General features: G+C 69.8%; 24 protein-coding genes and 1 pseudogene. 18 read left to right on the forward strand and 7 right to left on the reverse strand.

From position 1 onward, the window contains the following. Positions 1-145: 145 nt before the first annotated feature. The 8 genes from QZH52_RS05570 to QZH52_RS05605 are packed head-to-tail and all read left to right on the forward strand — an operon-like array spanning position 146 to position 7854. Positions 146-1201, forward strand: coding sequence for a branched-chain amino acid ABC transporter permease (locus QZH52_RS05570; protein WP_286526745.1), 1056 nt, complete (start codon positions 146-148; stop codon positions 1199-1201). Continuing rightward, positions 1198-2982 (forward strand): branched-chain amino acid ABC transporter ATP-binding protein/permease, encoded by a 1785-nt coding sequence (locus QZH52_RS05575; protein WP_286535408.1) that lies wholly within the window; start codon positions 1198-1200, stop codon positions 2980-2982. The genes QZH52_RS05570 and QZH52_RS05575 overlap by 4 nt, the downstream gene beginning before the upstream one ends. Next, entirely contained in the window at positions 2979-3716 is a 738-nt protein-coding gene (locus QZH52_RS05580) for an ABC transporter ATP-binding protein (protein ID WP_286535410.1), read from the forward strand. Before QZH52_RS05575 ends, QZH52_RS05580 begins: the two co-directional genes overlap by 4 nt. Next, positions 3706-5304, forward strand: coding sequence for an ATP-dependent acyl-CoA ligase (locus QZH52_RS05585; protein WP_301805217.1), 1599 nt, complete (start codon positions 3706-3708; stop codon positions 5302-5304). The genes QZH52_RS05580 and QZH52_RS05585 overlap by 11 nt, the downstream gene beginning before the upstream one ends. A gap of 3 nt (positions 5305-5307) precedes the next feature. Further along, positions 5308-6057, forward strand: a complete 750-nt coding sequence (locus QZH52_RS05590) for an SDR family NAD(P)-dependent oxidoreductase (RefSeq protein ID WP_301805219.1) — start codon at positions 5308-5310, stop codon at positions 6055-6057. 56 nt (positions 6058-6113) lie between these two features. Further along, positions 6114-6887: an SDR family NAD(P)-dependent oxidoreductase gene (locus QZH52_RS05595; RefSeq protein WP_301805221.1), complete on the forward strand. Its 774-nt coding sequence runs from the start codon at positions 6114-6116 to the stop codon at positions 6885-6887. Beyond that, positions 6884-7423, forward strand: a complete 540-nt coding sequence (locus QZH52_RS05600; RefSeq protein WP_286368490.1) for a MarR family winged helix-turn-helix transcriptional regulator — start codon at positions 6884-6886, stop codon at positions 7421-7423. Before QZH52_RS05595 ends, QZH52_RS05600 begins: the two co-directional genes overlap by 4 nt. Further along, complete coding sequence (locus QZH52_RS05605; protein WP_301805226.1) at positions 7420-7854, forward strand: acyl-CoA thioesterase; 435 nt, start codon at positions 7420-7422, stop codon at positions 7852-7854. Before QZH52_RS05600 ends, QZH52_RS05605 begins: the two co-directional genes overlap by 4 nt. Positions 7855-7862: 8 nt before the next feature. On the opposite strand, the gene QZH52_RS05610 is transcribed toward QZH52_RS05605, so the two are convergent. Continuing rightward, a complete protein-coding gene (locus tag QZH52_RS05610; protein ID WP_301805229.1) occupies positions 7863-8924 on the reverse strand; it encodes a phenylacetaldoxime dehydratase family protein in 1062 nt (353 codons plus the stop codon). A 24-nt stretch (positions 8925-8948) separates the two neighbouring features. Next, positions 8949-10004, reverse strand: a complete 1056-nt coding sequence (locus QZH52_RS05615) for a carbon-nitrogen hydrolase family protein (RefSeq protein ID WP_301805232.1) — start codon at positions 10002-10004, stop codon at positions 8949-8951. 171 nt (positions 10005-10175) lie between these two features. On the opposite strand from QZH52_RS05615, the gene QZH52_RS05620 reads away from it, so the two are divergent. After that, positions 10176-11141: an AraC-like ligand-binding domain-containing protein gene (locus QZH52_RS05620; RefSeq protein WP_301805235.1), complete on the forward strand. Its 966-nt coding sequence runs from the start codon at positions 10176-10178 to the stop codon at positions 11139-11141. Positions 11142-11206: 65 nt separating this feature from the next. Continuing rightward, positions 11207-12646, forward strand: coding sequence for a DUF2252 domain-containing protein (locus tag QZH52_RS05625; protein ID WP_301805238.1), 1440 nt, complete (start codon positions 11207-11209; stop codon positions 12644-12646). Positions 12647-12657: 11 nt separating this feature from the next. On the opposite strand, the gene QZH52_RS05630 is transcribed toward QZH52_RS05625, so the two are convergent. The 4 genes and pseudogenes from QZH52_RS05630 to QZH52_RS05635 form a co-directional block, all read right to left on the reverse strand. Beyond that, on the reverse strand, positions 12658-13197 hold the full coding sequence (locus QZH52_RS05630; RefSeq protein ID WP_366919268.1) for a CoA transferase: 540 nt from the start codon (positions 13195-13197) through the stop codon (positions 12658-12660). Positions 13198-13273: 76 nt separating this feature from the next. Next, positions 13274-13408 (reverse strand): annotated as a pseudogene (locus tag QZH52_RS38605) (CoA transferase); the annotation flags it as partial. A gap of 188 nt (positions 13409-13596) precedes the next feature. Next, positions 13597-13797, reverse strand: coding sequence for a DUF4256 domain-containing protein (locus QZH52_RS38610; RefSeq protein ID WP_366919269.1), 201 nt, complete (start codon positions 13795-13797; stop codon positions 13597-13599). A 298-nt stretch (positions 13798-14095) separates the two neighbouring features. Further along, complete coding sequence (locus tag QZH52_RS05635; RefSeq protein WP_301805241.1) at positions 14096-14428, reverse strand: hypothetical protein; 333 nt, start codon at positions 14426-14428, stop codon at positions 14096-14098. A 36-nt stretch (positions 14429-14464) separates the two neighbouring features. On the opposite strand from QZH52_RS05635, the gene QZH52_RS05640 reads away from it, so the two are divergent. The 6 genes from QZH52_RS05640 (at position 14465) to QZH52_RS05665 (ending at position 19005) form a co-directional block, all read left to right on the forward strand. Beyond that, on the forward strand, positions 14465-14833 hold the full coding sequence (locus QZH52_RS05640) for a hypothetical protein (protein WP_301805243.1): 369 nt from the start codon (positions 14465-14467) through the stop codon (positions 14831-14833). A gap of 270 nt (positions 14834-15103) precedes the next feature. Then, positions 15104-15940, forward strand: a complete 837-nt coding sequence (locus QZH52_RS05645) for a DUF6502 family protein (RefSeq protein WP_301805246.1) — start codon at positions 15104-15106, stop codon at positions 15938-15940. Continuing rightward, the gene (locus tag QZH52_RS05650) at positions 15937-17283 is read left to right on the forward strand and encodes a DUF5666 domain-containing protein (protein ID WP_301805248.1); all 1347 of its coding nucleotides are present in this window, start codon (positions 15937-15939) and stop codon (positions 17281-17283) included. Before QZH52_RS05645 ends, QZH52_RS05650 begins: the two co-directional genes overlap by 4 nt. Before the next feature lie 148 nt (positions 17284-17431). Further along, the gene (locus tag QZH52_RS05655; RefSeq protein ID WP_301805249.1) at positions 17432-17614 is read left to right on the forward strand and encodes a hypothetical protein; all 183 of its coding nucleotides are present in this window, start codon (positions 17432-17434) and stop codon (positions 17612-17614) included. A gap of 111 nt (positions 17615-17725) precedes the next feature. Beyond that, positions 17726-18529: a DUF2092 domain-containing protein gene (locus QZH52_RS05660; protein ID WP_301805251.1), complete on the forward strand. Its 804-nt coding sequence runs from the start codon at positions 17726-17728 to the stop codon at positions 18527-18529. A gap of 20 nt (positions 18530-18549) precedes the next feature. Beyond that, positions 18550-19005 carry a hypothetical protein gene (locus tag QZH52_RS05665; RefSeq protein WP_301805254.1) on the forward strand — a complete coding sequence of 152 codons (456 nt, stop codon included), beginning with the start codon at positions 18550-18552 and terminating at the stop codon, positions 19003-19005. A 143-nt stretch (positions 19006-19148) separates the two neighbouring features. On the opposite strand, the gene QZH52_RS05670 is transcribed toward QZH52_RS05665, so the two are convergent. After that, positions 19149-21473 (reverse strand): acyl-CoA dehydrogenase family protein, encoded by a 2325-nt coding sequence (locus tag QZH52_RS05670; protein ID WP_301805257.1) that lies wholly within the window; start codon positions 21471-21473, stop codon positions 19149-19151. 155 nt (positions 21474-21628) lie between these two features. Here QZH52_RS05670 and QZH52_RS05675 point away from each other — a divergent pair, with 155 nt between their 5' ends. Continuing rightward, positions 21629-22411 (forward strand): citryl-CoA lyase, encoded by a 783-nt coding sequence (locus QZH52_RS05675; RefSeq protein ID WP_301805262.1) that lies wholly within the window; start codon positions 21629-21631, stop codon positions 22409-22411. Between the two features lie 11 nt (positions 22412-22422). Beyond that, a complete protein-coding gene (locus QZH52_RS05680; protein WP_301805264.1) occupies positions 22423-23286 on the forward strand; it encodes an HTD2 family dehydratase in 864 nt (287 codons plus the stop codon). The last annotated feature ends 3 nt before the right edge of the window (positions 23287-23289 follow it).

Below are 23289 nucleotides of genomic sequence, written 5' to 3' on the forward strand. Positions count from 1 at the left end.
GCAGCGACCCACACGCAGTGGGGGAGCGTGGGGGCCACACAGGCCGGCGCCGGGCCGCCCCAAGGCGGCCTGCGGCCCCCTCGGGGGGCAGCGACCCACACGCAGTGGGGGAGCGTGGGGGCAACATTTTTCGAAGGGCATTTCAATGACATGGGACGTGGCGCTCATCCTGGGCATCGACGGGCTCGCCAATGGCGCGGTCTATCTGCTCGCAGGGCTCGGGCTGGTGCTGATCTTTTCCGTCACGCGAGTGGTCTTCGTGCCCTTCGGCGACATCGCGGCCTTTGCCGCGCTGACCCTGGCGGCCTTCGAGACCGGCCGCCTGCCGCCGACCATCGGACTGGTGATGGTGCTGGCCGCACTGGCCACGCTGACCGAAGTCGGCAGCCTGCTGCGGCGCGGCGAAGGGCGCAAGGTGCCGAAGGCGATCCTGGCCTGGGGCGTGCTGCCGCTGCTGCCCTGCCTGCTGGCCTGGGCCACCTCGCGGCCCGGCATGCCGGCGGCCGTGCAGATCGCGGTCACGGTGCTGCTGGTGGTGCCGATCGCGCCGCTGCTGGCGCGCGTCGTGTTCCAGCCGATCGCCGATGCGTCGGTGCTGGTGCTGCTGATCGTCTCGCTGGCGCTGCACTTCCTGCTGTCGGGCCTGGGCCTGCTGTTCTTCGGGCCTGAGGGCTCGCGCACCCAGCCGCTCGCCAGTGGCAGCATCGCGCTTGGCGACGGCTTCTCGGTCAGCGGCCAGGTGGTGCTGATGGTCGGGGCGGCGATCGTTCTGAGCGGCCTGTTCTTCCTGGTGTTCGAGCGCACGGTGGCGGGCAAGGCGCTGCGCGCCACCGCCGTCAACCGGGTCGGTGCGCGGCTGGTCGGCATCCGGCCGGCGCGCACCGCCTTGCTGGCCTACGGCAGCGCCTCGTTGCTGGCCGGCCTGATCGGGGTGCTGATCGCACCCGTCACCACCATGTACTACGACTCCGGCTTCATCATCGGCCTCAAGGCCTTCGTGGCCGCGATCATCGGCGGCCTGGTGAGTTACCCGATGACCGCCATCGGCGCGCTCGCGGTCGGCGTGGTCGAAAGCTTCGCCTCGTTCTGGAGCGGCGCGCTCAAGGACGTGATCGTCTTCAGCCTGCTGATCCCGGTGCTGATGCTGCGCTCCTTCATGAGCGTGCATTCGGAAGAGGAAGAAGACGAGGTGGACCAATGAGCCTCCTTCGCAACCGCAACTTCTGGATCGGCGTGATCGTCGTCGCATTGGCCATCGCGCCGATGCTGGCCGGCAACTTCACGGTCTCGCTGCTCAACGACATCGGCATCGGCGCGCTGGTCGCGCTGGGGCTGGTGCTGCTGACCGGCATCGGCGGCGCCACCTCCTTCGGGCAGGCGGCCTTCGTCGGCATCGCGGCCTATGCGACCGCCTGGCTCACCACCACGCAGGGCATGTCGCCCTGGATCGGCCTTCTGTTCGCGCTGCTGCTGACCGGCCTATCCGCGCTGGCCATCGGCATGCTGACCCTGCGCCTGGGCGGGCACTTCCTGCCGCTCAGCACCATCGCCTGGGGGCTGTCGATCGCGATGCTGTTCGGCAACGTCGATGCGCTGGGGCGCCACACCGGACTGTCGAACATCCCGCCGCTGCGCATCGGCGGCTGGTCGCTGGCCGACCCGCGCGCCATCTACTACCTGATCTGGGTGCTGGTCGGGCTGGCCTTCCTGTTCAGCCAGAACCTGCTGCAGTCGCGGCCGGGCCGCGCTATCCGCAGCCTGCGCGGCGGCGCCACGCTGCTGGCCAGCGTCGGCGCCGACGCCTACCGCGTGCGGCTCACGCTGTTCGTGACGGCGGCGCTGTTCGCGGGCCTGGCGGGCTGGCTCTATGCCCACATGAACCGCTTCGTGAGCCCGTCGCCCTTCGACGTCCGCGCCAGCATCGAATACCTGCTGATGGCGGTGGCCGGCGGTCTCGGGCAGCTTGCGGGCGCCTTGGTCGGTTCGGCCCTGGTGCTGGTGCTCAAGAACGGCTTGCAGGACGTGCTGCCGATGCTCACGCAGCGCGCCGGCCAGCTCGAGGCGGTGGCCTTCGCGGCGCTGTTCATCCTGCTGCTGCATTTCGCGCGCGGCGGCCTGATGGGCTTCGTCCGGCGCTGGACCCGAGGCCGCTTCAGCGCCGCGCCGGCGCAGGCGTCGGCGACGCCGGTCGAGCCGCTCGCGCACCGCACGCTGCCCGATCGCGGCTCGCCGATCCTGACGGTGACCGGGGCGGTCAAGCGCTTCGGTGGCCTGGTGGCGGTCAACGACGTGAGCTTCGACGTCAAGGCGGGCGAGATCGTCGGCCTGATCGGACCCAACGGCGCCGGCAAGTCGACGATGTTCAATCTGCTGACCTGCACCTTGCCGATGACCGCGGGCCAGGTGCGCTTCCTCGGCCAGGACATCGCCGGCCTGCCGCAGCGCACGGTGGCGCGCCTGGGTCTGGCGCGCACCTTCCAGCACGTGAAGCTGCGCCCGCACATGAGCCTGCTCGACAACGTGGCGCTCGGCGCCCACTCGCGCACCAACGCCGGCGTGCTGAAGGCCGGCCTGCGGCTCGACCGCGCCGAGGAGCGCCAGATCCTGCAGGAGGCGCAGCGGCAGCTCGACCGCATCGGCCTCGGCGACCGGGCGCATGAGCTCGCAGGCAGCCTGCCGCTGGGCACCCAGCGCATCCTCGAGATTGCGCGGGCGCTGGCGGCCGACCCGGTGCTGCTGGTGCTCGACGAGCCCGCCGCCGGCTTGCGGCGCAAGGAGAAGATGGCGCTCGGCGAGCTGCTGCGCAAGCTGCGCGAGGACGGCGTGACGATCCTGATCGTCGAACATGACATGGATTTCGTGATGAAACTGGTGGACCGGCTGGTGGTGATGAACTTCGGCTCCAAGCTGGTCGAGGGCGTGCCCTCGGCGGTGCGGGCCGACGAACGGGTGCAGGCGGCGTATCTGGGGAGCGTCGTATGAGCGGCTCGACCATGCTTGAAATCGGCGACCTGCACGTGTCCTACGGCCAGGTCGACGCGGTGCGCGGCGTCACGCTGAAGCTCGAACACGGCCAGATCATCTCGGTGATCGGCCCCAACGGCGCCGGCAAGACCACCTTGCTGGCCGCCGCGATGGGCCTGCTGCCGAGCAAGGGCATCCTGAAGTTCGAGGGCGAGGACCTGCACGGGCTCGATGTCGAGGCGCGGGTCGAGCGCGGCCTGTGCCTGGTGCCCGAGAAGCGCGAGCTGTTCGGTGAGCTCAGCGTGCTCGACAACCTGCAGCTCGGGGCCTACTCCAAGCGGCTGGCGAGCGCTGCGCTCAAGCGCCAGCTGCAGCAGGTCTACGAGCGCTTTCCCCGGCTGGCGGAGCGGCGCTCGCAGCGCGCCGACACGCTGTCGGGCGGCGAGCGCCAGATGCTCGCGGTCGGCCGGGCGCTGATGTCGGCGCCGCGCCTGCTGATGCTCGACGAACCGAGCCTGGGCCTGGCGCCGCTGATCGTGCGCGACATCCTGGCCATCGTGCGCAAGCTGCGCGACGACGGCGTGTCGATCCTGCTGGTCGAGCAGAACGCGCGCGCCGCGCTCGAGAGCTCCGACCACGGCTATGTGCTGGAGACCGGAGAGATCGCGCTGTCGGGGCCCTCGGAGCAGCTGGAGAGCGATCCGCGCGTGCAGGCCACCTACCTCGGCGGAGGCACCCACGATGACGATTGAGCCGCGCCAGCTGCCGGCGGCGCAGCGCACCCTGCCTGCGATGCTGCAGCGGCAAGCGGCCGAGTTCGGGCAGCGGCCCCTGCTCAGGGTCGCGGGCCGCAGCTGGTCGCATGCCGATGCGGCCGCGGCCGCCGCCATCCGCGCCGGGGCGCTGGCGCAATGCGGCGTGACGCGCGGCGACCGCGTGGCGCTCATGAGCGGCAACCGCATCGAGTTCGTCGAAGCCTTCCTCGGCGCCGGCTGGCTCGGCGCCGTGGCGGTGCCGGTCAACACCGCGTCGATGGGCCCCCAGCTCGAATACTTCCTGGCCAACAGCGAGGCCAGGCTGCTGGTGATCGAGGCCGATCTGCTCCAAAGGCTGCACACCGCCGACCTGGCGCGCACGGCGTTGCAGACGATCTGGGTCATCGGCGAAGCGACCGGCAGCTGGCAGCCTCCCGAAGGTATCCGCCTGGTGCCCTGGCCGGCAGGCGCCGAGGCGATCGCGCCGGCCGCGGTCCAGCCCGGCGACCCGCTCGCCATCCTCTACACCTCGGGCACCACCGGCCCGGCCAAGGGCGTGGTCTGCCCGCATGCCCAGTATTTCTGGTGGGGCGTAAACAGCGCCGAGGTGCTCGGCGTCGGCGCCGACGACGTGCTGTGCACCACCTTGCCGCTGTTCCACATCAATGCGCTCAACACCTTCTCGCAGGCCGCGCTCACGGGCGCCGAGGTGGTGTTCGAGTCGCGCTTCTCGGCCTCGGGCTTCTGGCCTTCGATGCGGGCCAGCGGCGCCACGGTGGTCTACCTGCTCGGTGCTATGGTGCCGATCCTGCTGGCCCAGCCCGAAGGGCCCGGCGAGCGCGAGCACCGCGTGCGCACCGGGCTCGGCCCCGGCGTGCCGGCGGCGGCCGGGCAGGCCTTCTTCGCACGCACCGGCGTGCGCCTGCTCGAAGGCTACGGCTCGACCGAGACCAATTTCGCGATCGCCACCGCCCCCGATTCGCCGCGCGGCGGCGTCATGGGATGGCTGCGGCCGGGCTTCCAGGCCCGGGTCGCCGATGCCGACGACGCTGAACTGCCAGCGGGCGAGGCCGGCGAACTGCTGCTGCGCGCCGACGAGCCCTACGCCTTTGCGAGCGGCTACTTCAACATGCCGGAGAAGACGGTCGAGGCCTGGCGCAACCTGTGGTTCCATACCGGCGACCGCGTGCTGCGCGAGGCCGACGGCGCCTTCCGCTTCGTCGATCGCATCAAGGACGCGATCCGTCGCCGCGGCGAGAACATCTCCTCCTTCGAGGTCGAGCAGGTGCTGCTGAGCCATCCGGCGGTCGCTGCCTGCGCGGTCTACCCGGTGGGCTCCGAACTGGCCGAGGACGAGGTGATGGCCGCGCTGGTGGCGCGGGACGGCAGCGTGATCGAGCCGGCCGAGCTCATGCGATTCTGCGAGTCGCGCCTGCCGTACTTCGCGGTGCCGCGCTATGTCGACCTGCTCGACGACCTGCCGCGCACCGAGAACGGCAAGGTGCAAAAGTACAAGCTGCGCGAGCGCGGCGTGTCGGCCGCCACCTGGGACCGCGGGCCGGGCGCCCCACGCGCCAAAGGCTGAGCCATGTTCTCCCTCGACGGGCAGGCGGCTTTCGTGACGGGTGCGGGGCAGGGCCTGGGCGCCGCGATCGCGCTGGGGCTGGCGCAGGCGGGCGCCGGCGTGATGCTGGCCGATGTCGACGCTGCGGCCGCCGAGGCGGTGGCGGCGGGCCTTCGCGACGCCGGCCACCGCTGCATCGCGATGGCGCTCGATGTCCGCGACGAGTCCGCGTTCGAACGCAGCTTCGAGGCCGCCGTGCAGCACTTCGGCGCCATCGACCTGCTGGTCAACAACGCCGCGCTGACGCCCTCGACCTCGCTCTGGGACATCACGGCCGGCGAATGGGACGAGGTGATGGCGGTGAACCTGCGCGGCAGCTTCTTCGGCTGCCGCATCGCCGGACGCCACATGCGCGAGCGCGGTGCGGGCCGCATCGTCAACCTGACGTCGATCGCAGGCCAGCAGGCCAGCGCGGCGACCGGCGCCCATTACGCGGCCTCGAAGGCCGGGCTGATCGCGCTGACCCGCTCCTTCGCGCAGGCCCTGGCGGCCGATGGCGTCACGGTCAATGCGCTGGCGCCGGCGGCGATCCGCAGCCCCTTGCTCGACGCCATGGCGCCGGAGCGGCAGCAGGCGCTGCTGCGCGGCATCCCGCTCGGCCGCTTCGGCGAGGCGCAGGAAGTGGCGGCAGCCGTGGTCTACCTGGCCTCGGCGGCCGGGGCCTTCGTCACGGGCACGACGCTCGATCTCAATGGCGGCCGGTCGATGCGCTGAGCCCCCAAAAAAGCACCCGTGGTTAAAATGTTTAGTTGTCAACGGTTTTGCTAGCCATGAAAAATTCACTGAATGGGCGCCACGCGGTCGTGACCGGCGCGGCTCGTGGAATCGGCGCCGAGATCGCGCGCACCCTGGCGGCCGAGGGCGCCCGTGTCACCTTGCTCGGCCGCGACAGCGCCGCGCTGGAGCGCGTGCGCAGCGAACTGGCGGGCAGCGGGCACGGCGTGGCCGCGGTCGATGTCGCCGATGCCGAATCAGTGCGCGCGGCCTTCCAAGCCTTGCGTGCGGCGTCGGGTCCGGTCGAGATCCTGGTCAACAACGCCGGCCAGGCCGAGAGCGCGCCCTTCCTCAAGACCTCGGTCGAGCTCTGGCAGCGCATGCTCGGCGTCAACCTCACGGGCAGCTTCCTCTGCGCGCAGGCGGCGCTGCCCGACATGCTCGATGCCGGCTGGGGCCGCATCGTCAACATCGCCAGCACCGCGGGCCAGAAGGGCTACGCCTACGTCGCTGCATACACCGCGGCCAAGCACGGCGTGATCGGGCTCACGCGCTCGCTGGCGCTCGAGGTGGCGCGCAAGGGCGTCACGGTCAACGCGGTCTGCCCCGGCTACACCGACACCGACATCCTGCGCAACAGCGTCGCCAACGTGGTCGGCAAGACCGGCCGCAGCGAAGCCGATGCGCTGGCCGAGTTCGCGGTCGTCAATCCGCAGCGCCGCATCGTGCAGCCGGCCGAGGTGGCCGATGCGGTGCGCTGGCTCTGCGGCGAGGCTGCGGCCTCGGTCACCGGCCAGTCGATCTCGGTGTCGGGGGGAGAAGTCACATGATCGACAGCACCAACGACCCGTCGCACGCGGCGCTCAGCGACGCCGAGGAACTGGGCCACGAGGCCCGCGCCGGCAACGACGACCACGCCGTGCTGAAGCTCTGGCTGCGCATGCTGGCCAGCACGACGCAGATCGAGGCCGAGATCCGCAAGCGGCTGCGCGAGCGCTTCGACATCACGCTGGCGCGCTTCGACTACATGGCCCAGCTCTACCGCTACAAGGACGGGCTCAAGATGCGCGTGCTGTCGCGCTACCTGATGGTCACGGGCGGCAACGTGACCGGGCTCACCGACGAACTCGAGCGCGAGGGCGTGGTCTCGCGCACCGCCAGCCCCGACGACCGCCGGGCCTGGATCGTGAGCCTCACGCCCAAGGGCCGGCGCAGCTTCGAGGCCATGGCCAGCGAGCACGAGCAATGGATCCTCGAGATGTTCTCGGGGCTCGACATGAAGACCGTGAAGCAGCTGCACAGCCAGCTGGGGCAGCTGCGCGTGCACGTGATGCGCAACGAGGCCGGCGGCGAGGAGCCGGCGTGAGCGACGCCGCCGCCCGGGCGTTCCGTCGTGAACGGCTGATCCGCTTTTCCGACTGCGACCCGGCGGGCATCGTCTTCTACCCGCAGTACTTCGTGATGTTCAACGGCCTGGTCGAAGACTGGGTGAATGCGATGGGCGTGGGCTACCAGCGGCTGATCGTCGAACAGCGCATCGGCCTGCCGACCGTGCGGGTCGAGGCCGATTTCCGCGCCGTGAGCCGCTTCGGCGACAGCGTGACCTTGGCGCTCGTGGTCGAGCGCCTCGGCACACGCTCGCTGACCCTGGCGCTGCAGTGCGTGGGCGCCGCCGGCGAACTTCGCATGCAGATGCGCCAGGTGCTGGTGACGACCTCGCTCGAGACGCATCGCGCGCTCGAGATCCCCGCGGCGCTGCGCGATGCGATCCTGCGCGGCGTGCCCGACGAGGGCTGAGTCCTCGCTCAGGCCGCCAGGCCGTTCATGAGCCCGGTGCGCGGGTGGCAGTTGATGTACTCGTAGCTCTGCTCGTCCATCTTCAGCACCGACACCTCGTGGTACACGCGCAGCTGCAGCTCGAAGTTGAGCTCCTGCACATAGCGCATGAAGCTGCCGAAGATCGCCACGTGCGTGGGATGCGACTCGGCCCAGCGCTCCATGTCGGCCAGCGAGCGCCAGAAGCTCAGGCCGAAGGACTTCTGCAGCGGCGCGCCCCTGGCGTCGAGGTGGTGCATGTAGCGGTTGCTGTAGCAGCCGATCGCGAGGCCCTGGTCGCGCAGGAAGTCCATGCCCTCGCGCAACGTCGGCTCCATGTCCTCGAGGTAGAGGGTGCGCTCCTTGCCGGTGGTGTCTGTCCATTCCTGGCCCGAGCGGATCATCGCCACGTTCTGGTGGCCCGCGATGCGCACGCGCTGGCCCGGCGCGGGCGTGGCCGGGATCGCGCTGCGGCTTCCCGATGCCACCATCGCGTCGGTCTGCGACAACGGGATCCGGTCGCGCATCGAACCCCAGTAGCCATGCTCCTGGATCTCGCCGCTGACCCCGCCGCCCATCACGACACCCACGCCCTCAAAGCGGTCGGGCGTGCTGAACATGGTCTCGTAGTGCTCGGCCCGCGGCGAGGCGATCTCGCGGAAGTAGCCCAGGCCGTCGTCGAGCCGCGCCGGCGAGCGCCACCAGTCGTCGATCTCGGGCGTGGCGCACCAGCGTCCGAAGGCGGCCGGGTCGCTCCAGTAGGCGATCGCGATCATGTTGTCGAAGCCCTCGGCGTCGACGAAGTGCGCCAGGTCGTGGTGGCCCGGCCCGTCGGCGAGGCCGAAGTCGCGCGCGATCTGCATCAGGGCGGCGCAGGCGCGGCCCTGCAGTTCGGGCCCGCGCGACTGCACGCCGAAGTAGCCCATCACCACCTGGCCCACGCCGGCGGCTGCGCGAGCCGACCAGACGGGGTAGGGCGGCGTGTAGTCGTCCTCCACCCGGCGGTGCCGGGTGCGCGGACATTTCAGGTGCTCGGCAATGGCGGATTCCATGGCGCTTCCCTGTGAGCCGGCGGCTCAGGCCACGACCGGCTGGCGGGCGACGGCCGCAGCCGCAGCCGCTTCCACCGGCGTGGACACCGGCTCGGCGGCTGCCTTCTCGGGCTCGGCCGGGCCCTGCAGCACCACCGGCTCGCGCCGCTTCCTGTTGAACAGCAGCTGCGTCACGTCGGGCCGCGAATAGTGGCCGGCCGGGTCGCCGGCGGCCTTGGCCAGCGAGATCATCCCGAGGTCGATGTCGGCCACCACCAGGCCTTCCTCGTCCTCGGCGAGGTTCTTGCCGAGCGGCGATCCGTCGGGTCCGTAGATGCGCGCGAAGCCGCCGCCGACCAGCAGCATCTGCTGCTTGCCGGCATCGGTGCACAGCAGTTCGTGCATCGCCTTCGACACCGTGGCGCAGGGCGCCACCACGAAGCACTGGCCCTCGGCCGCGTACACCTGGCTGGCGGCGTTGTTGACTTCGGCGCCGAGCGCGTAGGCGCCGCCGCGGTAGAGGGAGAAGCTGGGCCAGGCGCCGCAATGGATCTGCTCGTTCTGCGAGTACATCGCGTACTTGCTGAGCGGCTGCAGGTGCTCCCAGCACGACAGCGAGCCGATGTTGCCGATAGCCGTCTCGACCACGGCGAGGTCCGAGCCGTCGCCTTCGCCGAAGACGGTGCGCTCGACGTGCGTCGGCTTGAGCTTGCGCCGGGTCTGCAGCGTGTTGCCCTGGTCGTCGATCAGGGCCTGCGCGATGTAGAGGCTGCCGGCGGCCTTCTCGCTGTAGCCGAGCGAGACCCAGATGCGGTGCTTGCGCGCGGCCTCGCGGATGCGGTCGAACTCGGGCGAGCCGACGACCAGGGCGTTGTCGTGATAGCGCTGCACGAACTGCATGCCCCAGGCCGGCGAATCGAGCCAGATCCACCACGGATAGCCGGGCACCCAGGTCTCGGGAAAGGCGATCAGCTGCACGCCCTGGCCGGCCGCCTGGGCCATCAGGTCGATGGTCTTGTCGATGGTGCCGTCGAGGTCGAGGAAGACGGGGGCGGCCTGCACCGCGGCGACGCGCAGGCGGGGATGGGTGGTGCTGGACATGGCGTTTCTCCAAAGGGGTGGAAGGGGCCCGCGGCATCCGGGTTAGCGCGGTGGCATGCGGGTTGCTTGAAGCGTAAGTTCGCCGCCTGGAAGCGCCTTGTCCGGAATTCGCGGCGTTCTTGATCCAGCGTTGCAAGCGGCCCTTTGGCGCACCTCCCCGGAAGGATCCCCATGACCCAACTGCTCAGCACAGCCGTCGTTCCGCGCGAGCAGCGGCTCGCCTACTGGACCGACATGATCTGCAACGTCTACGTGCAGCTCGGCTGCGATCCGGTGCCGGGCGATCGCCCCCGAGGCGAATTCGACGGCAGCATCCGCCAGCACACGCTGCCCAGCCTCGATGTCTCGGTGGTCACGTCGGGCCCGCAGAAGGTGATGCGCACGGCCGGCCACATCGCGCGCTCGTCGGACGACTATTTCCTGGTCAGCATCCAGGCCCGCGGCCGCGGCGTGGTCCGGCAGGACGGCCGCGACGCCGTGCTGTCGGTGGGCGATTTCGCGCTCTACGACAGCACGCGGCCCTATCAGCTGCAGTTCGACGACGCCTTCGAGCAGATCGTGCTCAAGCTGCCGGGCGAGCGCCTGCGCAGCGAACTGCGCCAGACCGAGGCCCTGACCGCCACCACGGTGTCGGGCCGCGAGGGCGCCGGCCATCTGCTGCTGGGCATGATCCGCACCCTGCACGAGGACATCGACGCGCTGCAGCCGGCCTCGGCGCTGGCGGTCGCCAATGGCGTGCTCAACATCCTGGTGGCCGGGCTGCAGACGCTGCCGGCGGCGCGCGCGCCGGCCCTGAGCAACCTGACGGCCTTCCACCTGGCGCGGATCAAGCGCCGCATCGACGAGCAGCTCGACGATCCGGCGCTGTCGGTCGGCACGCTGGCGGCTGCGCTCGGCCTGTCGGTGAGCCAGATCCACCGCGTCTTCAAGAGCGAGCCGGTGACGCCGGCGCAGTACATCTGGGAGCGCCGGCTCGAGGCCTGCAGCCGCGATCTGCTGGACCCGCGCGCCGCCGGCTGCACGGTCGGCGAGATCGCCTATGGCCGCGGCTTCAGCGACGCGGCGCATTTCAGCCGGGCGTTTCGCGAGCGTTTCGGCTGCTCGCCGCGCGAGTGGCGGCAGCGCATCGCGCATTGAATCGGCGCCCGGGTGCCGGGCATGGATTGCGGCATGATGCGCGAAAAGCCACACCGGAGACACCCATGGCGCGCGCCGACAGAGCCGACCCTGACGAAGAACTGGACCGCCGGGCACGCGCCCTGGCAAGCGCCTTCACGACGCCCCGTCCCAGTGTCGAGGAGCGCATGGCCATGGGCAAGGCGCTGCGAGAGCGCCTGCCCCGGGCCAGCCATGGCGCCTTCGAGCGCTCGCCGCAGGTCGATCCGGTGGCGATCCTGCTGGCGCAGGCGAGCACCCGCATACCGGAACTGATACCGGTGCGGCACGCCCGCATGCTGCAGTCGCCGTTCGCCTTCCTGCGCGGCGCGGCGGCCGTCATGGCGGCCGACCTAGCGCCGAGCCCGAGCACGGGGCTGCAGGTGCAGGCCTGCGGCGACATGCATGTCGCCAACTTCGGCGTCTTCGCGTCGGCCGAGCGGCAGCTGGTGTTCGCGATCAACGATTTCGACGAGACCCAGCCCGGGCCGTGGGAATGGGACGTCAAGCGGCTGGCGGCCAGTGCCTATGTGGCGGCCGATCATCTGGCGTGCGACAAGGCCGGGCGGGAAGCCGCCGCGCGGGCCGCGGTGGAGAGCTACCGCAGCCGGATGCGCCGCTATGCGGGGATGGGGCAGCTGGAGGTCTGGTACGACACGATCCACAGCGATCGGCTGCTGGAATCGCTGCCGCCGGCCATGCGCGGGAGCGCCGATGCAGTGCTCGACAAGGCGCGCAAGCGCACCCACATGCAGGTGCTCGACAAGATGACCGACCTGGTCGACGACCAGCACCGGATCATCGAGCAGCACCCCTTCATCGTGCGCGCCAGCGTGACCTCGATGGGGCGGCCGGTGGACGAGGCGATCGGCCACTGCCTGGCCCACTACCTCGACTCGCTGGCCCCGGACCGGCGGCTGCTGCTGTCGCGCTACCGCGTGCTCGACGCGGCGCAGAAGGTGGTCGGCGTGGGCAGCGTCGGCACCCGCTGCTGGGTGGTCCTGATGCAGGGGCGCGACTGGGACGACCCGCTGTTCCTGCAGCTGAAAGAGGCGCAGCCCTCGGTGCTCGAGGCCTATGTGGGCTGCGCGGCATCGCCCGACGCGCCGACCAACCATGGCGAGCGCGTGGTGCGCGGGCAGCGCCTGATCCAGGGTTCGCCCGACATCTTCCTCGGCTGGGGCGAGATCGACGGCGTGCACTTCTACATCCGCCAGCTGCGTGACATGAAGGGCGGCGTCGAGCTGGAGCCGGGCCAGACCACGCAGGCCGGCTTCATCGAGTACTGCCGCCTCTGCGGCTGGGCGCTGGCGCTGGCGCACGCCAAATCGGGCGACGCGGCGATGATCGGCGGCTACCTCGGCAAGTCGGACGTGTTCGACGATGCGCTGGTGGCGTTCGCGACCGCCTATGGGGCACAGACAGAGGCCGACCATGCGCGGTTCGCCGCGGCGGCGAGGGAGGGGCTGGTCGAAGTCGCCGAATAGGCCCGCAGGCGTCAGACGATCGCCCGCTCGCGCAGCGCCTGCAGCCGCTCGGCGTTCAGACCCAGCTCCGTCGCCAGCACCCGCGCACTGTGCTCCCCCAGCATCGGCGAAGCCCGGTGCACCACCGGCGTGCCCGAAAAGCGCAGCGGGCTGCGCAGGCTCGGCACGTCCACGCCCCGGCTGTGCGGCAGGCACAAGGCCAGTTCGCGGTGCCGGGTCTGCGGGTCGTCGAACACGCCCCGCATGTCGTTGATCGGATCGCAGGGCACGCCGGCCGCCTCGAGGGCGGCAAGCAGCTCCGCCCGCTGGCGGCGTGCCAGTGCCGGGGCCAGCAAGTCGCGCAGCGGACCCCGGTTGGCGACCCGCAGCGCGTTGCTGGCGAAGCGCGGATCGTCGGCCCACCCGGGGCAGCCCAGCGCGCGGCACAGCGCCTGGAACTGGCTGTTGTTGCCGGCCGCCACGATCAGGTGGCTGTTGGCACAGGCGAACACCTCGGACGGCGAGGCGATCGGGTAGGTGTTGCCCACCCGCGGCGGCACCTTGCCGTTCATGAGGAAGCCGCGCCAGATGGCCGTTGAGCGCGACCGAGGCTTCTCGCATGGCCGCATCCACATGCTGTCCTTCGCCGGTCTCGCGCCGGTGGAAGAGCGCGCCCACCACGCCGATCGCGGCATAGAGCCCGGTCACCACGTCGGTGATCGGGATCGCGGTGCGCATCGGTTCGGCGCCCGGCGTGCCCTCGGCCTGGCCGCAGGTGCTCATCACGCCGGCCAGGCCCTGCAGGATGAAGTCGTAGGCCGGCCGGCCGGCCGGCCGGCGTAGGGGCCGCCCGCCACACAGTCTTCTGATGTCGGGGGGCGTCGACGTATTGAGCCTCCGTCAGCAGCGAGACGCCATGGCCGCGGCCACGTCGACGGCATTGTTCTGCGGCTTGTTCTGTTTCCTGGAATTCAAAGCTTCTGCGTCGTGGACAGGCTCCTTCGCCCCTGCGGACCTTCAGCGACGCAATCGCAGAAAAGGCAGGCGCCGCCATCGTCCGCTGCCCCGATCACATCGGGTTCATCTCCCGTCCTCTCCGCCTCATGAAGCGACCTCAGCTTGTCTGGGCTGTCTTGCAAGCGACCATTGCCATATCGCGTCTTGGATGCCATTGGCCGAACCCAGGCGTCGCGAGCGGAGCCGCGAGGCTCGCTGGTTCTCGCGAGAGATGCCCGGTCTGCCAACCCGTTGGAGTCGCCGCCATCGTTTGGCGCAGCTTGGCGTCCCGAAAGCCGTGACGTCGTCCACCAGCGTCACGCCCGCCTGCCAAAGCAGTGGTCTTCGGCTCCCGGGATACCCGGAGTCGGCCGCGGAATGGCGCCCTGCACCTTCACGATGTGGTCGTGGCAGATTCGGTCGAGCCAGGCCCCCGCGATGTTTCGCATGATCGCCGGGCGAGCGAGGGCCGAGCTACGGCACAGGAATGAGACTGGTGACGAGGACAAGTGAATTGATCACGATGAAGAACGCCACGAAGTCCAGCGCCGACGCGCGTCGCGGCACGGCGAGTCCATCCCATTGCGGTGCCGCCATGGTCCCCAGTCCCTTGTCGACATAGAAGCCCGCCAGCTTGTGGGAGCAGCATTTGCAGTAGCGCGCCGAACCGAGGTTGATCGTGTTGCAGGCATCGCATACCTCGGCCGAACTGGCACTGATCCGCAGCCTCACCAGATCGATCAAGCTGCCGAAGGCGGTGGAGGGCGGCGCCGGGGCGGTCCAGTCGGGCGCGTCGGCGGCCATCATCGGAAATCCCCCGGGCGCCCGAGCCCTGCAACTCGCATGGACGACGTTGCCGAGCTGCAGCATGGATGGACCCTGGCCCGCCGGAAGGCTCGCCTGAGCCTTTCCTCGGCGACGGCAATCCTGGCGAACAGACGCAACTCGATGTCGGTCGGCCCGGCCCCCTGGCCCTCGACCTGGCTGCGAAACGCGGCGACGATGCGAAGGTGGATCGCCTGTCTTGCCCGCACGGCCGCATTCCACGCCCTGCGCGCGCTCATCTCGCCGGGTCGCAGCGAGTCTCGCGCGGCTGCTCCTCGGCGGCGGATCGATACCGAGGCCCGGCTGGGCTTCCGACTGGCCGGCTTTCCGTCGTGTGTGCTGCTTGACATGGGTCTCTCCAGTTGGATGGGAAGTTTTCACATTTAAGCGCTCTTGTCCTATAGTGGTTGCAACGGATTTGTAAGACACAGGCTTGTCACTGTGTCCCAGTGGTAACCGGGCGTTAACAGCCCGACAAAGGTCGTGCATGAAGTGCTCCCCCATCCGACGCGCCGCCGCAACCAACTCGGCTCGGCCCCGCCGTAGCGCGGGCAACTAGGCTCCATGGCCGCTCATCCCGCTGGATCGAAGAACGCCAGGAATCCGCGCGGCCGACCGTCCCATCGGGAAGGGATCGCCCAGAACAGGCAGGGCCAAATGGCTTGGGTACTCGGGGCTTGGGCGCGCGTGCTTCGACCGCTGGTGCGGCTGGCCCTGGCCTTCGGCGTCAAGCATTCGCATCTGGAAGAGCTGCTGCGCGACATCATGGTCGATGAAGCGCGCCGCATATGGCTCGAGCAGGGCGTCGAACCCAACATCAGCCAGATCTCGGTGACGACGGGATTGAATCGGAAGGCTGTCACGGTCAAGGTTCGGGAGGAGGGCGTCGAAGACCTGCCGAGATCCGAGCTGTCCGCCGAAGCGAAGACGATCACGCTGTGGCTGCAGATGTTGGCAGACGACCCCAAGCTTCGACGGCTGCCGATCGTGGCCGAAGGGAGCGGGCCTTCGTTCGAGGCGCTGGCCCGCCACGCCAGTCGAGGCAACGTGCACCATCGCACCATCCTCGACGAACTGGTGCGGCTCAACATGGTCAGCGAAGGCGACGGCCGTGTGGCACTGGACGCGGCCGGCTTCGTTCCGGCCGGCGACCTGAAGGAGATGCTTGCGTTCCTGGGCGACAACACGCGCGATCACCTGGCGGCCGCAGTCTCCAACACCCTCGGCGCCGAGCCGCCCCTGCTCGAGCGGTCGGTGTTCGCCGGTGGAATCTCGCTCGAGGGCTGCGAGCGCATCCACCAGTTCGTGCGCGAGCGGTGGGGTGGGTTGCATCACGACCTGACGCAGGAAATGACGCGCGCCTACGAAGCCGCCGACAAGAGCGCGACAGGGCGGATCCGGGTCGGCATCTATACCTACTACGAAGACACCGCAGCCGGAACCACCGCACCCGTGCCGGCCGCAACCTCCAGATCATCAGGGAAAAAAGCATGAAGAACCAAGCGCTTCGCATCGGGATCTTTGCTTTGCTTGTCGCGTCGCTCCTTTCCTGTGGCGGCGGCGGCGGTGGCGGCGGAGGGGCAGCGTTCGGCAATGCCGCGGGCGGCGCGTCGCTCGCGAGTGCCGGCGGCAGTCCTGCGCCGACGGCGGACGCCACGCCAAGCGGCAACGGCAACGGCCTGGGCGGCATCGCGGCCGACGATGGCAGCAGTTCGACGACCACCGCGGCCTCTGGAGGCGACGATGGATCGGGCGTCGGCTCGGGAGGCACGGGCGTGAGCACCGCAGACGCCACGGGCATCGGTGCGGTCGACGGCGCGGGCAGCATCATCGTCAACGGGCTTCGCTACGAGACCGGGTCAGCAGTCGGGCACATCGAGGACGCCGCGGGGCTGCAGTTGGGGATGAGCGCGAAGGTCACAGGGCCGGTCAACGCCGACTTCACGAGCGGCATCGCCCGCCGCGTGGACTCGGCGGCAGACATGCGCGGCCCGCTGCTGTCGGTCGACCTGGCCCAGGGCCGCTTCGTCGTCCTCGGCACCACGGTGACCACCGACGAGGCCACCGTGTGGGCCGACGCCACCGGTCTTGCGGCGCTGCCGCCCGGCCAGACGCTGCAGATCTGGGGGCTGCCTGCGGCGCCGGGCGTGCTGCGGGCGACCCGGGTCGAGCAGCGAGACCCCGCTGCGTTCATTCTCACGGGCACGGTGCAGAACCTCGACGCGATCGCGCGAAGCTTCACGCTCGGCGGCCTCGTCGTCGACTACGGCAGTGCCGTGTTGTCCGGCAGCCTGGACGGTCGGCCGCTGTCCGACGGGACCATCGTGCGCGTGCGGGCCGACAGCGCGTCGCCGGGCAGGCTCGCCGCCACCCTGGTGCAGTGGTGGTACCCGGTGCCGATGGCAGAGGGCAGCACGGTGCAACTCGCCGGCGTCATCACCGACTTCGCGGGCACGGGCGCCCTGCGCGTGCTGGGCCTCCAGGTCGATGCGTCGTCGGCCCGGATCACGGGCGGGCCTGCGGGAGCCGTCGGCAATGGCGTCAAGGTGGAGGTCGGCGGCAAGCTGTCCGGTGGCGTCCTCAAGGCGACCCAACTGAAGATCCGCCACATACCCGGTACCGGGGGGCCGGCTTCGTTCGACCTGATCGGAACCGTCGGTTCCTTCCGTTCGGCCGTTGACTTCAAGGTCAGAGGGCAGGCCGTGAATGCCGGTGGCCCGGGCGTCTTGTTCACGAACGGCACTGCGGCCAATCTGGGCAACGGCGTCAAGGTGCACGTGCACGGCGCCCAGGTCTTGAACGGCGTGCTGACCGCGACCAGCGTCAACTTCGAATGACGCCCCACGCTTGTTCCCGCCAGCGTTTCTTGGTGAGAAATTCAATCATGTCAGACAGCTCCTACCGACCGTCGGGCCTCTTTCTTGCAAATCAAATTGCGAACCTTTTACTTATACTCCGAGCCCGTGAATAGTAACAATTTATGACATGAAACAGAGCTTCGATGATTGGGAGAGTCAATGGTCCTCGGCGCGTCGGCGCGAGAATCTCGCCACCGAGAGGCAGCACCTCGAGCAGGAGAGATACGTCGCCGGATGGAAGCGCAACCTGGCCATCATCGCTGTCCTGGTGGTGGGTCTTGCCGTCTGGCTGGTCCGTCACTTTGCCTAGTCGAGGATGGCGCGCCGCTCCGGCGCACCCTCCCTAAAGGGCAATAGACAGCGGGCGCGAGGCCGCAGACAGTGGCGAGGAAGCCATGAGCGCCACCGCTGGAGAGCCCGCATGAACGTCAACCTGAGACGAATCACCCGACCGTTCGCCTGCGCACTGATCGCGGCCTCCGCCTCGCTTTGGGCGCCGGGCCTTGCGCTCGCGCAAGAGAAAGCCCCGCCCGCGGCCGCACCCGCCAAGGACATCAAGGACCAGAGGGCACTCACGATCCTCAAGGCCATGAGCGACACGCTGGCCGGCGCGAAGACGCTCGGCTTCAAGGTGCGCGGCATCGTGCCGACCCATTCGCCGACCGGCCAGTACGTCAGCCTCCATGCATCGTCGCGCGTCGTCATCCAGCGGCCCGACAAGTTGTTCGTGTCGGCGCGCGGCGACCTGTTCCCGAGCGACGCCTTCTACGACGGCAAGACCGTGACCGTGGTCGGATCAGACGGCAGGTTCTATGCGCAGCGCGATGCGGCGGGCGGCTTCCTCGAGGCGCTCATGAACGGCGTGCAGCCGGGGTCCGACGCCACGGCGCCTTTCCTGGATCTTCTGGTGGCGGACCCGTATGCGTTCCTGACCAAGGATTTCACCAGCGCGCTCTGGGTTGGGCAGACGACCGTCGGCGGCGTCAAGACCGATCACCTGGCATTCACCGCGCCGGGCCTCGACTGGGAAGTGTGGATCGGCGCCTTGGACAAGCTGCCGCGCCTGATGGTCGTCTCGTACCGGACGGGCGAGCGTCAGCCGACGTTCACCGTGGAGTTGTCCGACTGGAAGCTCGACGCAGCGGTTCCGGCGCAGACCTTCAAGGCGAGCATCCCGAAGGGCGCGGTGAAGCTCGAGTTCAAGCAGATGGGCCAGGACAAGTGATCACGCAGAGGAGCAGCGCGATGAAGCCAATCAAGACACTCCTTTCCGGCATCGCGATCGTGGCGGGCGTTTTAGTTCCGCTGTCGGGTGCCAACGCGTGGATTGCTGCAGCCGGAGGCTGGCGGGGTGGCGCCGTTGCGGTCGGCGGCTATCACCCCTATCACCCGTATTACCGACCCGCCGGCTGCTACGGCTGCGGCGCGGCCGCGGGCGCCGTGGCGGGCATGGCGGTGGGTGCCGCCATCGCAGATTCATACCGGCCCGCCGTGGTCGTGCAGCAACCCGCAGTGGTGGTGCCGCCGCCCGTCTACGTCACCCAGAGCAACCTGCCGCTCGGCACGCAGGTGGCCGCATTGCCCGGCGGGGCGCGCAGCATGGTGGTGAACGGCGTCAACTTCTATCAGTTCGGATCGACCTGGTACAAGCCGTACTTCGGATCGAGCGGCGTGTATTACGAGGTCGTTCCGGCGCCGTAGTCGGGTCGGTGGTGGGGGCGTTCGGGGCGCGTGCCGAGGGCACCGGGTGGCCCCCTCCGCACGGGTAGTGCCGTGGGGCGCTGTCGAGGATGAACCGTCGGCGTGAGCCCCGCCCCAACTCAACCAGACTGCGGTTGCCGACCTCAGCCCGGCAGGTCGAGCACCTGCCGCGCGAGGATGTTCCGCTGGATCTCGTTGGTGCCGCCATAGATCATTGCGGAGGTCGATCCGATCAATGGCGAGAGTGCATTGAAAGGCTGGCCGTCGACGTCGACATCGCCGGCGATCGCGCCTTGTTCCTCGCTGGCCTCGACCAGCAGACCGCCGATGCGGTGGTAGGTCTCGCTGGCAAAGATCTTCAGCAGCGACACCGAGGCAGGCAACGGCTTGCCGGCCTTCACGATGTTGGCGAAGCCCGTGTATGCGGCCGACAGGTCGGCGACGTCGAGCCTGAGGGCCGTGTAGCGCTGCATGAACACCGGGTCCGCGAACAACCGCCGCGCTTGTGCCAGGCGCGCCAGCTGGCCCAGCGCGTACTGCGACTGCTTCGGGCTGCCGAGGAAGATGCGCTCGAAGCCCAGCAGCGCCTTGGCGATGGTCCAGCCGCCGTGCAGCCGGCCGACCAGGTTCTCGGCCGGCACCCGCACGTTGTCGAAGAACACCTCGCAGAATTCAGGCTCGCCGGCGAGCGTGTGGATCGGCCGGATCGTGATGCCCGGCGTCGCCAGGTCGCACAGCAGGAAGCTGATGCCTTCCTGCTTCTTGGCATCGCGGTCGGTGCGCACCAGCATGAAGATGTGGTTGGCTTCCTGCGCCAGCGTGGTCCAGATCTTCTGGCCGTTGACGATGAAGTGGTCGCCCGCGGCATCGCGCGCCTGCAGCGCCTCGGTGCGCAGGCCGGCGAGGTCGGAACCGGCGTTCGGCTCGGAGTAGCCCTGGAACCAGACGTGGTCGCCCGCCAGGATGCGTGGCAGAAAGCGCTGCTGCTGCTCGGGCGTGCCATGCTGGATCAGCAGCGGCCCGATCATCACGATCCCCTGGTCGGGCGCGCGGGCCACGCCGTATTGCTCCAGCTCCTCGATCCAGGCGATCATCTTGTCGGCCGGCAGGCCCATGCCGCCGTGCGCCTGCGGCCAGGCCGGCGCGATCCAGCCCTGCGCCGACAGCGTCAGGTACCAGTCGCGCATCTCGCTCCAGCGCGCGCGGTGCGACAGGTAGCGCAGCTGCGCCGGGTATCGCTGCTGCAAGAAGGCGCGCACCATGCGCCGGAAGTCGGGCTCGGACATGGCGCCCCAGTCGGCCGTGCGCGGGAATTCGCCGGTCCAGGCGATCGCGTCGTCGGCCCGGGCGCCGGCCTCGGCCAGGGCGGCATAGCGGCGCTGGTGCGCCGTGGCGTTGCCGAGCCAGGCCGCGAGCCGCAGCGTGCGCTTGTAGAACAGGCTCAGGTCGCATTCCTGCGTGTAGCCGATCGCGCCGTGCAGCTGCACCGCCGAGCGCGAGATCTGCAGCGCGGCCGCGCTGCAGCGTGCGTTGACGCGGCTGGCCTCGGCCTCGAGCCGCTCGATCGGCAGACCCGGCTCGGCCGCCAGCGCCAGCACCTCGGCCAGGGTGGCGCGCGCCACTTCGAGCTGGATGAACATGTCGACCGCCCGATGCTGCAGCGCCTGGAAGCTGCCGATCGGCTTGCCGAACTGCGCGCGCGTGCGCAGGTAGGCCAGGGTCTGGTCGAGCATCGCCTGCGCCGTGCCCGTCAGTTCGGCGGCCTGCAGGATCTGACCGGCGGCCAGGGTCTGGCGCAGCGCCTCGCGGGCGGTGCTGCCTTCGGCCAGCACGGCTTCGGCGGGCAGCGAGACGCGGTCGAAGCGCAAAATGGCCGCCTGTTCGCCATCGACCAGCGGCGTCAGCGTCTCGGTCACGCCGACGGTGCCGCGCGGCACCCACAGCAGCACGGTGTCGTCATCGCCGCGCGCCGACACCAGCCAGCCGCTGGCGGCCGCCCCCGGCAGCACCATCATCTTCTCGCCCTGCAGCAGCACGCGGCCCTGCGGATCGGCTTCACAGCCGCAATCCAGCGGCACGTCGCTGAGGTCGCCTGCGCTTTCCTGCCAGGCCAAGGCAGGCAGGCTCCGGCCTTCGACCAGTTCGCACAGCAGCCTGCTGGCGGCGGCACAGTCCAGCCGCCGCAGCAGCAGGGCGCCGAGGCCGGCCACGGCCAGCAGTGGCTCGGGCGCCACGTGCTCGCCGGCGGCGCGCAGCAGTTCCGCGGCGCCGGCCAGGTCGAAGGCCAGGCCGCCCGCGGACTCGGGCGCCAGCATGCCGGGCCAGCCCAGTGCGACCAGCGCGGACCAGGCCGCCGCTTGGGCGCCGCGCGGGCTTTCGGTCAGTGCGCGGCAGCGGCGGATGCTGCCGCTGCGCTCGAAATAGTCCAGTGCCGCTTCGCGGATGGCGGCCAATGAGTCGTGGTCCATGGTGTCCAACTTGGTGAGATCCGGGTTGGGAGCGTGCCAGAGCGGGCGCGCACCGACGTTCACGATTGCCGAAGGGAGCCTTCGGCAATCACAGACCGCGATCGCTGCAACGGGACTAGATTCGCGGGGTCGACATTTCGCGCACCCATTCCTCCATGACCAAGATCAAGAAGTCCCTGCACACCGAACTCGGCCACAGCACGCCCGACAAGATCACCGTGCGCGGGCGCGACCTGCCCTCCGAGATCCTCGGCCACCTGAACCTCGGCGACATGGCCTTCCTCGAGCTCACCGGCCGGGTGCCGACCCCGCAGGAATCGATCACTTTCAACGCCATCGTGGTGACGCTGGTCGAGCACGGCATCACGCCGAGCGCGCTGGTCGCCCGCCTGACCTACGCCGGCGCGCCCGAGGCGCTGCAGGCCGCCGTGGGCGCCGGCCTCTGCGGGCTGGGCAGCGTGTTCGTCGGCAGCACCGAAGGCGCCGCGCGCATGCTGTACGAGGCGATCCCGCCCGGCACCCAGCCCACCCGGCCGTTGGCCGACCTGGCGCGCGAGATCGTCGCCGCCTACCGCGCCCGCAAGGAGATCGTGCCGGGCCTGGGCCATCCGCTGCACAAGCCGATCGATCCGCGCACGCCGCGGCTGTTCCAGATCGCGGCCGAGAACGGCCTGTCGAGCCACTACGTGGCGCTGATGCAGGCGGTGCAGGCAGAAGCCGAGCGGGTCTCGGGCAAGTCGCTGCCGATCAATGCCACCGGCGCCATCGGTGCCATCGCGGCCGAATTCGGCTTCCCCTGGCGCATCATCCGCGGCTTCGGTGTGATGGCGCGCGCCATCGGCCTGGTCGGCCACATCCTGGAGGAGATCGACGATCCGATGGGCGTCGAGATCTGGCAGCGGGTCGAGCGCGAGGCCGGGGGCCCGCGCCAAGACTGAAAGGCCAGGCCATGACCGACCCGCTCGACATCGCCCACCTGCAAACCTGGATCGGCCGCACCGAGACCCATGACGACCTGCTGTCGCCCTGGACCGCGAGCGCGCTGGCAGCCACCCTTCGCAACGACGACCAGCCCTGGCCGGCGGGCCGGGCGCTGCCGCCGCTGTGGCACTGGTGCTACTTCCTGCCGACCGCGCCACAGATCCAGCTCGGTCCGGATGGCCATCCGGCGCGCGGCGGCTTCCTGCCGCCGGTGCCGCTGCCGCGCCGCATGTGGGCCGGCAGCCAACTCGAGTTCTTCGCGCCGCTGCCGCTCGGCGCGCCGGCGCGCAAGACCTCGCGCGTGGCTGACGTCACCCTGAAGCAGGGCAAGGCCGGTGCCCTGGTGTTCGTCAAGGTCGCGCACGAGGTGCACGCAGGCGACACGCTGGTGCTGCGCGACCTGCACGACATCGTCTACCGCGAGGCGGCGAAGCCGGGCGAATCGGCGCCGCCGCAAGTTCCGCCGGCCGATGCGGCCTGGTCGAACGAGCACCGGCCCGACGCCACCCTGCTGTTCCGCTACTCGGCGCTCACCTTCAACAGCCACCGCATCCACTACGACCATCCCTACGTCACGCAGGTCGAGGGCTACGAGGACCTGGTGGTGCACGGTCCGCTGATCGCCACGCTGCTGCTCGAGGCGGCGCAACAGCACAACCCGGGCCGGCAGGTGCTTGGCTACAGCTTCAAGGCCGTTCGCCCGCTGACCTGCGGCCGCCTGCTGCGGGTCTGCGGCCACGCGGCCGATGCCGACGGCAAGGTTGCACTCTGGGCCGAAGACGGCCAGGGCGCGCTGCTGATGCAGGCCAGCGCCGAACTCTCATCCTCCTGATCG

This window comes from Variovorax ginsengisoli (assembly GCF_030486595.1).
GTDB lineage: Bacteria > Pseudomonadota > Gammaproteobacteria > Burkholderiales > Burkholderiaceae_C > Variovorax > Variovorax ginsengisoli_B.